The organism is Bacteroides sp. BFG-606 (assembly GCF_024788145.1).
Taxonomy (GTDB): domain Bacteria; phylum Bacteroidota; class Bacteroidia; order Bacteroidales; family Bacteroidaceae; genus Bacteroides; species Bacteroides vicugnae.
In genome coordinates this window covers 6,399,598-6,413,816 of the sequence record NZ_JANUIL010000001.1, presented here as the reverse complement: position 1 = coordinate 6,413,816, position 14,219 = coordinate 6,399,598, and the positions used below count along the sequence as shown (strand labels likewise).

14 protein-coding genes are annotated in these 14,219 nt (G+C 42.0%); 5 read left to right on the top strand and 9 right to left on the bottom strand.

The window, feature by feature from the left end; genetic code table 11:
- Positions 1 to 6: 6 nt before the first annotated feature.
- The 9 genes from NXV01_RS24890 to NXV01_RS24850 all read right to left on the bottom strand — a co-directional run bounded on the left by NXV01_RS24890 (position 7) and on the right by NXV01_RS24850 (position 5,602).
- A complete protein-coding gene (locus NXV01_RS24890) occupies positions 7 to 231 on the bottom strand; it encodes a hypothetical protein (protein ID WP_008766305.1) in 225 nt (74 codons plus the stop codon).
- Complete coding sequence (locus tag NXV01_RS24885; protein WP_008766304.1) at positions 218 to 649, bottom strand: hypothetical protein; 432 nt, start codon at positions 647 to 649, stop codon at positions 218 to 220. The genes NXV01_RS24890 and NXV01_RS24885 overlap by 14 nt, the downstream gene beginning before the upstream one ends.
- The gene (locus NXV01_RS24880; RefSeq protein WP_008766303.1) at positions 618 to 1,295 is read right to left on the bottom strand and encodes an ATP-binding protein; all 678 of its coding nucleotides are present in this window, start codon (positions 1,293 to 1,295) and stop codon (positions 618 to 620) included. Before NXV01_RS24880 ends, NXV01_RS24885 begins: the two co-directional genes overlap by 32 nt.
- A complete protein-coding gene (locus NXV01_RS24875) occupies positions 1,292 to 2,206 on the bottom strand; it encodes an AAA family ATPase (RefSeq protein WP_008766302.1) in 915 nt (304 codons plus the stop codon). The genes NXV01_RS24880 and NXV01_RS24875 overlap by 4 nt, the downstream gene beginning before the upstream one ends.
- Before the next feature lie 28 nt (positions 2,207 to 2,234).
- A complete protein-coding gene (locus tag NXV01_RS24870; protein ID WP_008766301.1) occupies positions 2,235 to 4,427 on the bottom strand; it encodes a hypothetical protein in 2,193 nt (730 codons plus the stop codon).
- Between the two features lie 19 nt (positions 4,428 to 4,446).
- Positions 4,447 to 4,611 carry a hypothetical protein gene (locus tag NXV01_RS24865; protein WP_008766300.1) on the bottom strand — a complete coding sequence of 55 codons (165 nt, stop codon included), beginning with the start codon at positions 4,609 to 4,611 and terminating at the stop codon, positions 4,447 to 4,449.
- Between the two features lie 7 nt (positions 4,612 to 4,618).
- The gene (locus tag NXV01_RS24860; protein WP_004310117.1) at positions 4,619 to 4,798 is read right to left on the bottom strand and encodes a hypothetical protein; all 180 of its coding nucleotides are present in this window, start codon (positions 4,796 to 4,798) and stop codon (positions 4,619 to 4,621) included.
- 219 nt (positions 4,799 to 5,017) lie between these two features.
- Positions 5,018 to 5,332: a hypothetical protein gene (locus NXV01_RS24855; RefSeq protein WP_138337142.1), complete on the bottom strand. Its 315-nt coding sequence runs from the start codon at positions 5,330 to 5,332 to the stop codon at positions 5,018 to 5,020.
- A 27-nt stretch (positions 5,333 to 5,359) separates the two neighbouring features.
- Positions 5,360 to 5,602, bottom strand: coding sequence for a hypothetical protein (locus NXV01_RS24850; protein ID WP_008766298.1), 243 nt, complete (start codon positions 5,600 to 5,602; stop codon positions 5,360 to 5,362).
- An 85-nt stretch (positions 5,603 to 5,687) separates the two neighbouring features.
- On the opposite strand from NXV01_RS24850, the gene NXV01_RS24845 reads away from it, so the two are divergent.
- From NXV01_RS24845 to NXV01_RS24825, 5 genes are all read left to right on the top strand, one after another.
- Positions 5,688 to 6,485 (top strand): S24 family peptidase, encoded by a 798-nt coding sequence (locus NXV01_RS24845; RefSeq protein ID WP_055256001.1) that lies wholly within the window; start codon positions 5,688 to 5,690, stop codon positions 6,483 to 6,485.
- A gap of 395 nt (positions 6,486 to 6,880) precedes the next feature.
- The gene (locus NXV01_RS24840) at positions 6,881 to 7,099 is read left to right on the top strand and encodes a hypothetical protein (RefSeq protein ID WP_007765896.1); all 219 of its coding nucleotides are present in this window, start codon (positions 6,881 to 6,883) and stop codon (positions 7,097 to 7,099) included.
- Positions 7,100 to 7,463: 364 nt separating this feature from the next.
- A complete protein-coding gene (locus NXV01_RS24835) occupies positions 7,464 to 8,954 on the top strand; it encodes an endonuclease/exonuclease/phosphatase family protein (protein ID WP_259023360.1) in 1,491 nt (496 codons plus the stop codon).
- Between the two features lie 257 nt (positions 8,955 to 9,211).
- Positions 9,212 to 11,386: a DNA topoisomerase 3 gene (locus tag NXV01_RS24830; RefSeq protein WP_148365148.1), complete on the top strand. Its 2,175-nt coding sequence runs from the start codon at positions 9,212 to 9,214 to the stop codon at positions 11,384 to 11,386.
- A gap of 785 nt (positions 11,387 to 12,171) precedes the next feature.
- Complete coding sequence (locus NXV01_RS24825; protein WP_259023359.1) at positions 12,172 to 14,205, top strand: hypothetical protein; 2,034 nt, start codon at positions 12,172 to 12,174, stop codon at positions 14,203 to 14,205.
- The last annotated feature ends 14 nt before the right edge of the window (positions 14,206 to 14,219 follow it).

The following is a 14,219-nucleotide window of genomic DNA, read 5'->3' as shown; positions in this document are numbered from 1 at the left end:
GATTAATTACAATTTGATTTTATATACTTCTTTCAGTTCCCGTTCCTTGTTTTCCGCTTCGATATAAAGCGATGACCTTTGGTCTACCAACTTCGCAAACTCGTTACGATTCATATTTCCGGCATACAATTTTTCGTGTATGGCATCCAGCTCACCGGGAATCTTGTCAAGCCGATCCAGTAATTCATTAATCCGGTTTATCCGGTGTTGTTCCGCACTAATATCCGCCATCTTCTTTCTTTTTTAATATTGACTCCAGCTTCGGTATCAACAGGAGAAGTTCTTCCCCGTCCAGTTCGCGAAACTTCTTTCCTGCTATCCGGGTATCAAGGCAAAACGCATTCACCGCTCCCCAGTCCGTTGTGTCGATTCCGATCCGCTGCACTCTCTTCAGGACAGCCGATCTGCGTCTCCTTATTTCCCGTTCGGTGATGGTTAGATCCTGGTTTTCTTTTTTCGCACCGTTCAAATAACCGCAGAGATACATTGCCTCGCTGTATGTCAACTCTTTTGTGGTATTTGTCCGTCCGTCTGTCAGGTCTAGCAGGATAGCCCGCTTTTGTTCGTCATCAATGCCTTGTGCGCTGTATATGATATGCAGGCGTTTGATAAGGCTCTTACTGATAGGTTTCTTCGTCTTCTGTTCCATCATTATCGCTTTTAATATTTTCAATCCAATATTTTTGATACCCTTCCGCCCATACTATGTAATATCCGCGTGAACCTCCTTTGCCACGTCCGATAAATGTTGCCTTGAAATGTTCCACGTAGATTCTTTTAAAGCTGTCACGTTTCACGTCATAGGCTGTTTTTCCTTCCACCTCGCGCCCGTCCACATGCGAGATGAAGACAAATATCTTTCGCGGATACTTCTTGCGCAGGCGGATTATTTCGGGGGCTTTCGCTCCCCCTTGCTGCTCGAAGTATTGTATGGAGTCTATCATTATCACGTCCGGGCTGCGTTGCTTTGAGAGGTATTCGTCCAGTTCTGTGATGGTGGCTTCATCCGAATAGATTATATTATTCGTTTTACTATGAATGCCGACACTAAGAACGGAATTCACGAAGTCGTCGCACGCGCCCATTTCAAGTGTTAAATAAAGAACCCGGAGCCCCATTTCATCAAATTTGCGTGCCAGCTGCAGAGCGAAAGAACTTTTTCCTTGTCCCGACTTTCCGTAAATGATCCAGCAACCGGATTTTTCCGGACGACCGAATGCCAGATACCATTCACCGTCAAAATCAATATATTCATGTCGGATGTCTTCTAGGTTCTTCTGACTCCAAACTTTCATGCCAGTTCTCCACGCTCGATTTGTTGTTTGATTATACGGTCTTCGATCATGCCGGACAGTTCACGCAAATCATCGGTAAACCAAACATATTTTCCCGGCACAGGCTCTTTTTTCTCTTTATTCAACTTTCCCCAAATGTTTTCCTGTTCCTCCGTATCATTGATCCCGTTTGCCGCGCAAATGGCTTTGACATCCTTCTTTGTGGCTCCCAGTAATGCGATGTAGTTCCGGCAAAATCTGCCGTCTATTTCGTCGTATCCTTCTACACGACCGACATAACGCTTTATATTGCGTTCCAGCGTCTCCGTTCCGGCTACGATAGCCCCCAAACGGTGTAAAGTATCATCATATAGAGGTATCAACGTACAAAGGGCACTGTGCGCCAGTTTTCCGGCATCATCAAGGATTAACAAAGGGGATTTTCCAGCCATGCGGTTTATGTGTGAAACAACCAAGTCCATAAGGTCATCGTTATCCATATAGCGCGTTACCGTTTCCCCCATGCATGTGGCTAACTTGGTCAGGAATTTACGTGCCGTCCACTTCCGGCATTTCAGATATATGACTGAATTATCAGTACTCATGTTATAAAGGTCTATGAGGGATTGAGTCTTCCCACTGCCGGATCGGGAAGATATGCACATCCATTTGTGATTCCGTTTGGCTGCCACGAACGCGGTGCGTACCTGCTGGTAACTGGTGACGCTTTCCACTACATTCCAGGCGTTTTCGTAGTAATTAAGACCGGAAGCGATCTTTTCAGCGATAGAGTCTTCGTTAGCTCCATACTTGCCGCTTCTGAATTGGGACATGGCGGTATCCGATATTCCACATTTACGCGCCAACTCCGTTGCAGATGATCCGCGATTGATTAACTTCTCTATGTACGTTTTTAATGCTTGATTATCCATGTTGTATATCTTTTAAATTGTTTTTAAATCATCTTGAAAAATTCATGTCCAGCGGGTTGTAATCGTAATCTTCATCATCCGTTCCGGTGGAAGCCATTGCTACACTTTGCCGGGTGATATGTTGGGTCACTTCCATGAAATCCGCGTCCGTGGCGTCATCCCTCATTTTCGACCGGACATCCTTGTGCTGTCCCAAGCTGTCGGTTATCAGGTAGCGGTCAAGAACCGTTCCTGCAGCTATTTCGGGGATACGTTGGCAAATGGTGGTGATTCTCCTGTCTACCTCTTTCACTTTCTCCTTCACCGTTTCCACCATTTCAGTGTTGAACCTGTCGACACGTGCCCGGTATTCAAAATGTTCCGGTTTCTGATCAGCCAAAGCCATCGGAACTTTGATATCACGTTGCAGTACGTATTGCAATGTCCCGATCTCTTTGTCAACACGACCGGACTTCAGGCGTTTTGCGTTCGATACAAGCACCTGACTCATATCGTCCGGGTCAAAGCGTACTATCCAGTCTTCGTTGTAATGGTCGCGGAGGGAAAGGTCGAAGCTGTCGAAGCAGATTCGTTCACCCATGAACTCGATAAACAGTCCCGAACCTGTGATCTTGTTTGTGCGTCCGGTGGTTTCCCCCATGAGCATCAGATATTCCTCAATCCCGAAAGGCATTTTGCGGGCTTCTTCGGTACGTTCCCATGCAGCGCGGTAAGCATCTATCTTCTTTGCCCGTTCCTGCGCTATTATAGCCTCTAATTGCGCAATAACGGTGGCTTCATCCGGGATGAACTTGTGATTCTGGTTTAATACTTCCAAATTAGGCTGGTTATCTTTGTCGGCAGTGATACCGAAGCCCGACCAGTTCGCCTGTTTTTGGCAGTATTCCACGTTCAGCCGTTTGAAATAGGGTTCTACAATTTTGGACTTTGCATTTCCCAAAGCGGCTGGTGTATAGTACTTGGTCATGGCTTCATAGAAGGGAACCATCACCTTCTTTTGATAATTGTCGCTTTGTAGCTGTAAAGGCTTATAGCGTTCCCCAAATAGCTCTTTGGTATGTTGTACCGCATTTCGTAATGCTTCACGAATAAGAGCGGGTGATTCATGGTCGCCAATGGCATACCCTACCGGATATTTTTCACATGCGTCAAGTACGACTACCATCGTTTTCCGGTTGGTATAAGTGGTGTACATATATCTCTTTTCCTCACCGTTTTTCTTTACCGTTTTGGGAGTCTTTTTCTGGTAGAACAGTTCCGCATCCCATCCGTCCAGCGTCCAGTAAGTAAGTGCTTGTGTCGGGGCTTCGCGGTGTATCTGTTTCATGCGTGTGTTCTTCAGAGCTTTGTCTCCCTTGTTTCCCGCCATTGTTGTGAGAGCAAATTTTTGTCTCCAGTTCTCAACGGTGGTAGGACTATCGATCGGTTTCCAATCCATCAGGGAAGCCACCTTGTTGTATTCTTCCATGATTTGAACATTATTCAGATTGTTATGCATACTGATTAATTTATGCATCACTGCCTTTGCGTCCTCGTTCAGTACGACTGCCGCGTATTTGTTGCCATACGATTTATGGATGACACTGCGATAGCCTTCTTCCTCACTGATCCGTCGTGCCGCTTCATATTGCTCGCATTTACGTTTCAAAGCCTTCCAGTTCTTCGGCAGGTTATGAGGAAAAATATCACGCCCGTTCGGGTCTTTCAGTGTCAGAAGATCATTGCTCAACTTACAGAGCTTTTCCCAAACGTTGATGCGCGTACCACCACCGCCTATCGAGTTGGCTTTACGACCATCGCGAAGGGAGAGGAGCGCGTTCATGATGCGCACATTAAGGGTATATTCGTCAATCTTCGCGGGGGGAAGCTTCTTGTCACCGTCATAGCGGTATTTCACACTGAAAAACTCGTAGGCGGCATTGCTGTAGACAATCGCATCTTCCAGTATGGATTTCTGTGTTTTAGCGGCAATTTCTGCACGGGGATCACCTTTACGTACAATGTACCCTTTCTTTACGTCCTTTCTCATGGTTTCAAAATCTACTAGGGCAGGACATCCGGGAATACCACGACGGAGTACGATAAGTTGCCCGTTCCTCACCATCGAATAGTATGTTCCTTCAGGAATGAACCCATCTTCACTCCCAACTTGCGTTTTGGGATTGAAGATGATTAATTCATTCGCAAACACGCAAATCCGATTATTAAATATCTCAGCCATAATAATTATACTATTAACTTTAGCGCAAGTCCCGGCACTGCCCCAGGATTGTAGCTGCTTCCCCTCTTTTCACCTGTTCCCATTGAAAACCTGTCCTAACACCATTAAATAATACCATGACAAATTCAATCTGAAACCATGAGTCTGTGTTATCCCGAAATACGGGGAAGTTCCTTGCTTGCATACTTGTTTTACTCTTCGTCCTTTTCCGAACGGAATTCCCTTTCAAGAATGGTCACTATCGTGAAACAGGCAATAACAAAAGCCGCCTGCACATTAGAGGCAGACACCTCAATCCCGTCAACCAATGAAACGGTAGTTATTATCCCGACCGCTATCAACACATTCTGAATCACTCTAAATGTTTTCATATACTATATCGTTTTTCTTGTTCTACATTCATGTTTCTAAAAAGGCTATTCCTATTCATCACGAACCGGAATAGTTTTGCTACATTTGTAGCCAATATGGAAAATATTTAATTTAAATAAACCGTTATGATGTTTTTCGATGATTTGGAATCTAAACTTGCATCAGACCAAACAATATGCAAGAGTATACTCCGAGATGTAAAATGTCCTGTTCATAAGCTAAAGGCACGTATCATCTATGATTACGACAAAGACTTCACTTATGCCCATATTACGAAATGCTGTTGTCCTCAATTTGCCCAAATAGTGGCGGATACGATCCGTAAAACAGAGACTATTGATGTAGTAGTAATTGACGACTGTGAATATACTCGCTGAATTGGACAACTTTCTCACTGAAACCCGGCACGTGTCACCAACCATGAATAGTTTCTTCTTGAATCTGGCATGGTTGCCGAGGCGTAGCACATCATCTGCTGTTAAGTTATCACCCATGACAATGGCTTGAAAAATAATGCGATCTATACGTTTCAAAATCTTATTCTTTTGCATTGCAGATTTTTATTTATTGCTTATTACTCTTGTTACATTTCCGTGAGAATCCAAAACCTTCACTTTTGATGGTTCATTACCTTCAGTATATTTAATTCCACCATTTTCTTGTGCCATTCTACGAATAGCTTCTGCATTCTTTCCATTCCGTTTGAAACGGAGTATTTGACTAAGATTTGCGAGAGATATTCCAAATGTTTCTGCAATCATCTTTCGTTTTTCGGTGTCTCTTAATTCAATTATTTGTTTCATACCTTTTTATTTTAGAGTAATTATTCATACATTTGAGCGCTGTTAATCTGTAACACGCTGCAAATATAATAGAGATATTTCAATTATGAAAGAAAACATGAGAGATTTTTCAGTATTAAAGCAGAGAATTCTGCAATATTTAGATTTTAAAGGGATTACAAAGTATGAATGTTATAAAAATACAGGCATAACCAATGGCGTGTTGAGTCAACCAAATGGAATGTCTGAAGATAATTTATTGAAATTTCTCTCATATTATAGCGATATCTCTACGGATTGGTTGCTTGCTGGATGTGGTTCAATGTTGCGTGATGACAATCAAACGAAAATTTCTAAAATCGTTCCAATAGAGTCGGAATTTGAGTCAATCCCTATCGTTGATATATCTGTAGCTGCAGGTTATGGATGTGAAAATCCTGATTTTATAGAAGTCGTGGAGACTATTAGGCTTCCTTACAATATGCTACGTAGGAATAGAAAATATTTCTGTGTTAAAGTACGAGGAGAAAGTATGTCTCCGACATTATTAGACTGTTCATATCTCATTTTAAGATTATTGGATCGAAGTGAATGGAATGAGATTAAAGACAATCATGTATATGTGGTAAGCGACAGAAGTGGACGTGCTTACGTGAAACGCATAAAAAATAGATTCCGTGAACATGGTTTTATAGTTTGTACCTCTGATAATGTTGATAAAGCTAATTACCCAAACTTTAATTTGATGGAAGATGAGATTAATACTATACTATATGTGGAATGGTATTTAAGCGCAAAGATGCCTAATATTAACGCGACGTATTATGATAAAGTAAACCATTTAGAAGACGATGTGGATGCTTTGAAAAGTCAAATGTCCCTACTTATGAAAAGGTTAACTTAATATTAAACATTATATTTTATTATAAATCATTGTTTTTTAGCATATTACCAAAAATATCTGTATTCCTAAAAGTTGTATTATAGGGTATAACTCAATGCATATACCAGTATTATAGGGTAAAACTCAATAATAAAAACACTTCTTTTTTAATGGGTGTTTAATGGGTGATATTCACATTTTGTCTCTATTTTCTAATGGGTGTTTAAAGGGTGCTGACATGGGTATAGGCTATTTTAACAATAAATTATATCTTTTCCATAAGTCTGTATTTATCACGAAATAAACAAAAATACATCCTATTTTCTTCATTTATTTCGTATATTTGCAATTAGAAAAACTTCCATATAGCAACTATATAGAAGTTTTTAGTATTACAAATATCTAAAAGTAAAGTCATGGCTAAAGAGACTAAGGTTATACATGTTCATCTCATTTTCAAAAAAACAAGCCGTTTTTTTGGTTCTATATCAGCAATCTATTCTGAATTTACTGCTGAAGAAATAGGTATTACGGAAGAAACCCTACGTCACAAAGGGTTGTCCGATGGTGTTTCCTTCGCTACTAAAAAAGCGATCATACAACAAGGAGTGCTTATTCGAAGCGCACGAAAATAGCATTTTAAGCCGCTGTAATGTATTTCTATATCTAAATTAATAAAGGCTATACACCCATCTAAATGGAGCGTATAGCCTTTGTTTTAAGCCTAAAAACAGAAGCAACATACAGTCTTTCCTTCGCCTTTTCAATCTGTCTCTCATTGTTTCCCCTATTTACAGCACAGTCCACCGGAATGAATATAGAAGCAACGGAAGCAAAATAGAAGGAACGGAACTTTTTGTTTTCTTCCCAAATATATTGCGTGACATTCGTCAATCACCGATGTACAGGCGGTTTCACGTACTTCACCTTACATTTCATTCATGCCACATTTTGTATTGAGCCCCGTACGTGTTTGCCAACTTGTCCTGTGCCGACGACATGGACAACTCTAAATTCGATAATATGATACCTTACGGTAAACAGGAAGTTTCCTATACTTATCCGAAAGGGGAGGGGAACCTTAGAGTGTTGACCTTTAATATAAGGCATTGTGCCGGTAACGATGACGTGATTAATTATGACAGGACAGCCGCTGTTATCAACGGAATGGAACCCGATGTCGTTTGCCTGCAGGAAGTGGACTACATGACTACCCGCAGTAATAAAGTCGACCAACTGAAAACCTTGGCGGATAAAACAGGCATGAACCACTATTTTAGTAAGTCAATCGCTTATCAGGGTGGTGAATACGGTAACGGTCTTTTGTTCAAAGGGACGCCGATCAGCACGAAGACTTATCCCCTTCCCGGTGCCGAACTCCGTTCTGCTGCCATAGCTGAATTTGAGAACTATGTAGTTATCTCCACCCACTTGGCTTTGGAAGAGAATAATAGAGTTGAATCTGCAAAACAGCTCACAGACCTTGCCAAAACATATAATAAAGTGGTTTATATGGCTGGTGACTTTAACGAGGACTTGATGAATGGCACATTCTTTACGGAACTGAAGAAAGAATGGGAGGTTGTCAGTTCTACAGAAAACACTTTTCCTACCGGACAGGCTACCAAACGGATTGATTTTGTTGTTACTTTGAAAACTCCACCTACCACTGTGGTAAAATCGAATGTAATATACAACCTGGATGGTGTCAACGTAGCAATAACTTCCGACCATTATCCACTTTATTGTGATTTTAAGAAGCCGGCCGGACTTGAAGAATATCCGAAGGCAGAAGGTGACCTGCGCATAGGTAACTATTTCCTGACCTATTGTAAAGGCACAGATGGCGTGATTGATTACGACCGGACAGGACGTATTATCGCCAAAATGAATGCGGATATTGTTTGCTTGCAGGGACTGGATAAGGAAACGGAACGTTCGGAAGGTATCGACCAGTTGAACGTACTGGCACAGAAAACGAATATGCATGATTACTTTGCTAAAGCCATTGATTATAAAGGCGGTGAATTCGGTGTTGGTATACTGACAAAAGAAGAACCTGTAAGTGTAGACAGATACCAAATGGCGGGAAAGAGCGAGATGCGTGCAGCTATGGTAGTGGAATATGAAAAGTTTGTAGTAGCCAGTACCAATTTCGATACGGATATGGCAAAGCGTATAGAGGCCCTTCAAACGTTAGAAACGAAACTGTCCGCCTATAATAAACCTGCATTCCTGTTAGGATACTTCAATGAGGGCGACTTGGAAAGCGAGTTTTTCCAAATGGTGAAGAGTAACTGGAATCTTCTTAGTGCTGATAAGTCTACCGAAGTCAGTGGTAAGAAACGTCGCCTTGACTTTATCGTGTCTTTGAAGAGTCACAACGTAAACGTGACGCAGACTGATGTGATAGAAAGTCTATCGGGAGTAGATGTGACCGTTGCTTCTATACATTATCCTCTTTTCTGTGATTTCTCCGGTTTAAAATAGAAACGTTATAGAGAGGCTGCACAGAGCTATGCACATATCGTGTGTAGAACTGTGCAGCTTCATTATATAGCTTATCAAACATCAAATGGAGTGGTATAAAAAAGGAGAAAGTGGTACATCTTGAAAACTATTTAGTTGAAGTTATCATTCTTTCTCCGATCTATGACTTTATGGACTTTTTTCTCTCTTCATGCGGTCAATGAGAAATAATCGTGTAACTTTGTAAACTGTTAGTGTAAAAACAAGAAGAGAAAAAAATGATAGTTTGCATAGCCGAAAAGCCATCAGTAGCACGCGATATAGCCGAAGTACTCGGCGCTCATACCAGAAAAGAAGGATATATAGAAGGAAACGGATACCAGGTGACCTGGACATTCGGGCATCTTTGTACCCTGAAAGAGCCGCATGAATACACGCCTAACTGGAAATCGTGGAATTTAGGTAGTCTGCCAATGATTCCTCCACGTTTCGGCATCAAGCTGATAGAGAATCCTACATACGAAAAACAATTCCACATTATCGAGGGACTGATGCAGAACGCAGATGAAATTATCAACTGCGGTGATGCCGGGCAAGAAGGAGAATTGATTCAGCGTTGGGTGATGCAGAAAGCAGGTGCACGCTGTCCGGTGAAACGGCTGTGGATTTCTTCATTAACAGAAGAAGCTATCCGGGAAGGGTTTGCGAAGCTGAAAGATCAGACTGATTTTCAATCACTCTATGAAGCCGGACTTTCCCGTGCGATGGGTGACTGGCTATTGGGAATGAACGCCACCCGTCTTTATACCATTAAATACGGTCAAAATAAACAGGTGCTTTCCATTGGTCGTGTGCAGACACCGACCTTGGCACTGATTGTCAACCGCCAGTTGGAAATAGCCAATTTCGAACCCAAGCAATACTGGGAACTGAAAACCAACTATCGGGATACTACTTTTTCCGCACTTATCCGCAAAAGTGATGAAGAAATAGCTGCGGAAGAAGAAAAGAACGGTGGAAAAAAGAAAATAGATAATCCGGGTATCGACCCTATTGCTAACCGGGAAGAAGGTGAGGCATTGGTAGAACGTATAAAGGATCTTCCGTTTGTAGTCACTAGTGTTGGCAAGAAAGACGGGAGAGAGTTCGCCCCACGTTTGTTCGACTTGACTTCTCTTCAGGTAGAGTGCAACAAGAAATTCGCTTATTCAGCTGATGAAACGCTGAAACTGATCCAGTCTCTTTATGAGAAGAAGGTAGCTACCTATCCGCGTGTCGATACTACTTTTTTGAGTGATGATATTTATCCGAAATGTCCCGCTATCCTGAAAGGACTTCGTGATTACGAAGTCTTGACAGCTCCGTTAGCCGGCACTACACTTCCTAAATCAAAAAAGGTATTTGACAACTCGAAAGTAACGGATCACCACGCCATTATCCCGACCGGAGTCTATGCTCAAAACCTGACGGATATGGAACGTCGTGTCTATGACTTGATAGCCCGTCGTTTTATAGCCGTATTCTATCCGGACTGTAAGATTTCTACTACTACAGTCATGGGCGAAGTGGATAAGATAGAATTCCGGGTAACCGGAAAACAAATCCTGGAACCGGGATGGCGTGTTGTATTTGCCAAAGATGTAAAAGAACCTACCGAAGAAAAAGAGGAAGAGGATGAAAATGTACTTCCTGCTTTTGTAAAAGGAGAAAGTGGTCCTCACATTCCCGACCTGAATGAAAAATGGACGCAGCCGCCCAGACCTTATACCGAAGCAACTTTGCTTCGTGCAATGGAGACAGCCGGAAAACTGGTGGACAATGATGAACTTCGTGATGCCTTGAAAGAGAATGGTATCGGTCGGCCGTCTACCCGTGCTGCCATTATTGAGACATTATTCAAACGGAACTATATTCGTAAAGAAAGAAAGAACCTGATTGCCACCCCGACAGGAGTGGAGTTGGTGCAGCTCATTCACGAAGAATTATTGAAATCGGCAGAACTGACTGGTATTTGGGAAAAGAAGTTGCGTGAAATTGAAAAGAAGACATACGATGCCCGTCAGTTTCTCGAAGAACTGAAACAGATGGTTTCGGAAATAGTGATGAGTGTACTTTCTGATAACACAAACCGACGCATTACTATTCAGGATGCAGTAGCTGCAAAAGCCGAAGAGAAAGAAAAGAAAGAAACTAAAAAGCGCGAACGTAAATCGAGTGCACCGAAAGAAAAGAAACCAAAAACAGGAAAAGCGGCAAACGAAGTGAGTTCTAATTCGGCACCTTCTCCGGCTCCGGTTACTACTCCTGCTTCAACTCCTTCTGCTGCAGGTGATGTAGATACGTTTGTAGGTCAGCCATGTCCGCTTTGTGGTAAGGGAACTATTATTAAAGGAAAAACTGCTTACGGATGTTCGGAATGGAGAAATGGATGTACTTTCCGGAAAAATTTCTAATATAAAAGGGGGAAGATAATTGGGAGTAAAAAGACCGTCATATCACGAAGAGAGTGAGAGATGGAGGTTCTGCAATTAACAGGTTAGATTTAATCTGCATTATATGAATGCGGCCTCTTTATTATGCTGCATTGAAACAAATTAAGTGTGTTTGCAGTCCAGACAAATTTCCTACCTTACTATTGCTTTTTACTGATTTATTTTGTATCTTTAGTGGTTTCATCCTTTCAGAGATAGATGGTCACCTTATAGAATGATTAATATCACCTTATAAAGTGACATTAGTCATTCTATAAGGTGACCATTGTCCCGTTGTAACGTGACAACTACTCGAGTACATAAAAGATTCTAGTTTTCTGCATAGAAAATCTTAAATCTATGCATTGAATAATCTTAAATACAATAAAGGTTATGGAGATATTACTTTATGGAAGTAGAATATCTTACTTGATCTTTATACGAATTTTATTTCGTTCCATAGCTGTTATCTTGTGATTAATGTCTTCTTGCACTGGTGAATTTCATTTTATATGCTGCCATACGATGACAAGGTAAAGTACACTGCTGAAAATAGTTAAGTGAAAAGCTACCTGGTTTGTTGAAAAATACTATATTTGTACACAACTCTAAATGTTCTATTTATGAAACACGACTGTCAACCAAAACCCATTGATACGGATTATATGGTATTGGTGCATGATATGATACGATTATCAGGACAAATAGCTCGAAATGTACACAATATGGGCAGAACCTGTATGTTTTGCCATCAATAAGTTATAAGCATGAACCGTTTTATAAACTACTACAAGAAGATATTCTCACAAGAGTATATGGATCGCACCATTTCGGGGGGTATCAAGTCGCAGCTCACCCTGTTACTCGTTACTATTGCTACGGTGCTGGCTATCTTCTTTATCATCGTGATGTTCTTCTCTATCCAATTTTATGGACATGAGGAATGGGGCGAAAGGCTCTGGGTGGTGTACAACAACTTTGTGGATCCTGGTAACCAAATGAACGAGACAGCTTGGTCCAGCAGGCTATTGCTGGGAATTGTTAGCTTTTCGGGATCCATTTTATTGGGCGGTGTGCTCATCTCTACCATTTCTAACATTATAGAGCGGCGTGTGGATGTGGTAAACACGGGGCGAATGACTTACTGCAATATAACTCAACACTATGTATTGATAGGCTTCAATGAACTATCTATCAATATGATACGCGAACTATATAACGAATGTCCTTCGGCACGTATCTTGCTGATGAGCGGTATAGAGGCAGCAACGGTGCGCCATCGCATACAGTCTGCCTTGCCCATCGAAATAGAGCGGCAGGTGCTTGTTTACTTTGGCAACATTGAGTCGGTCGAAGAACTTCAGCGGTTGAACATAGTGAGCGCGAGTGAAGTGTATGTATTGGGTGATGAAGAACGTTGCGGACGTGATGCTAAAAATATAGCGATTGTGCATTTGGTGAGTGCTTTGCGTGGCAAATGCCCCGATGGCAAGGTGATGCCTGTGTATGTACAGTTCGACAGCATCCCTTCGTACTCTAACATACAGAAAATGAATCTGCCGCCGGAGGTGTTTTGCATTGAGGGGAAACCTAATATCTTTTTCCGTCCCTTTAACCTCCACGAGAATCTGGCCCGGCAACTATGGAGTCTCTATGCTGCCGATAGTGAAAGATATTATGATCCGCTAGACTATCGCCCCATAAGCATAACGCAACAACCTGATGGAAGCTGGAGTGCTACTAGTCAAGACTATGTGCATCTGGTTATTGTGGGATTCAACCGGATGGGACGCTCGCTGTTGCTTGAAGCACTACGTATCTGCCATTATGCCAATTACGATGACCGTCTGCCGGCAGATGAACGCATACGTACCCGCATCACTTTAGTAGATCGAGAGATGGAGTCACAGAAAGACTACTTCAAAGCTCAATTTCCTTATATAGAGAGTCAGATAGACGATATTGAGGTAGAATATTGCCATGACGACATTTGTAGTACTGCTATGCGCACCCGTCTACAACAATGGGCACAAAATAAACACTGTATGCTTACAGTGGCTATTTGTGTGCATGATCCCGATTTGAGTCTCTCATTAGGACTCAATTTACCGCATGAGGTTTATCAGCATCAATGTCGTGTACTTATCCGTCAGGATTTCAATAACGATTTGTCGTCGATAGTGGATGATGAGCAAGGGCGTTATCGTTATGTCAAGGTGTTCGGCATGGTAGATAGGGGGATGAAGAAAAACATCTTGCAGGATAAACTCGCTTTGTATGTGAATTACCTCTACGATTGTTGCTATACGGATGAAAGCCTCAAGCAGAAAGAGGTGTTGAAGAAGATGTATGAATCTTATAGCAGCCACTCTGCCGACTTCATTTTGATGAATCACCAGGCACACTATCTGTGGAATAAATTGAGCGAGCCGTTACGTTGGGCTAACCGCTATCAACTGGATGCCTATAGTGTGTTTTGTCGCACGTTAGGCTACGGTATTAAGCGGAGCGACCGTTCGCCGGCGCGTATATCCGTATCTATGTTCAATGAGAATCTACCGTCTCAAGTTTTGTATCTGTTGGTGCGCATGGAGAAATACCGATGGAATGCCGAGCGTACGGTGGCTGGCTGGAGACGTGCCGAGGTGAAAGATAAAGTTTTCTTGCAACACCCTCTCATTATGCCTTTCAACGAATTGTTGCAAAAGTACCCCGAAGAGGTGGAGAAGGATGCCGACGTTATTCTTAATCTGCCCTATGTACTGGCATTGGGAGGATATGAACTTTATAAACTGGCGTAACCCTTATACGTTGA

What these genes read in the sequence shown, in the direction of transcription:
- NXV01_RS24825 (WP_259023359.1), top strand. Translation starts at nt 12,172, where the DNA reads ATGAACCGTTTTATAAACTACTACAAGAAGATATTCTCACAAGAGTAT.
- NXV01_RS24860 (WP_004310117.1), bottom strand. Translation starts at nt 4,798, where the DNA reads ATGAAAACATTTAGAGTGATTCAGAATGTGTTGATAGCGGTCGGGATA.
- NXV01_RS24880 (WP_008766303.1), bottom strand. Translation starts at nt 1,295, where the DNA reads ATGAAAGTTTGGAGTCAGAAGAACCTAGAAGACATCCGACATGAATAT.
- NXV01_RS24830 (WP_148365148.1), top strand. Translation starts at nt 9,212, where the DNA reads ATGATAGTTTGCATAGCCGAAAAGCCATCAGTAGCACGCGATATAGCC.
- NXV01_RS24875 (WP_008766302.1), bottom strand. Translation starts at nt 2,206, where the DNA reads ATGGATAATCAAGCATTAAAAACGTACATAGAGAAGTTAATCAATCGC.
- NXV01_RS24840 (WP_007765896.1), top strand. Translation starts at nt 6,881, where the DNA reads ATGGCTAAAGAGACTAAGGTTATACATGTTCATCTCATTTTCAAAAAA.
- NXV01_RS24865 (WP_008766300.1), bottom strand. Translation starts at nt 4,611, where the DNA reads ATGCAAGCAAGGAACTTCCCCGTATTTCGGGATAACACAGACTCATGG.
- NXV01_RS24890 (WP_008766305.1), bottom strand. Translation starts at nt 231, where the DNA reads ATGGCGGATATTAGTGCGGAACAACACCGGATAAACCGGATTAATGAA.
- NXV01_RS24870 (WP_008766301.1), bottom strand. Translation starts at nt 4,427, where the DNA reads ATGGCTGAGATATTTAATAATCGGATTTGCGTGTTTGCGAATGAATTA.
- NXV01_RS24885 (WP_008766304.1), bottom strand. Translation starts at nt 649, where the DNA reads ATGGAACAGAAGACGAAGAAACCTATCAGTAAGAGCCTTATCAAACGC.
- NXV01_RS24845 (WP_055256001.1), top strand. Translation starts at nt 5,688, where the DNA reads ATGAAAGAAAACATGAGAGATTTTTCAGTATTAAAGCAGAGAATTCTG.
- NXV01_RS24835 (WP_259023360.1), top strand. Translation starts at nt 7,464, where the DNA reads ATGGACAACTCTAAATTCGATAATATGATACCTTACGGTAAACAGGAA.
- NXV01_RS24850 (WP_008766298.1), bottom strand. Translation starts at nt 5,602, where the DNA reads ATGAAACAAATAATTGAATTAAGAGACACCGAAAAACGAAAGATGATT.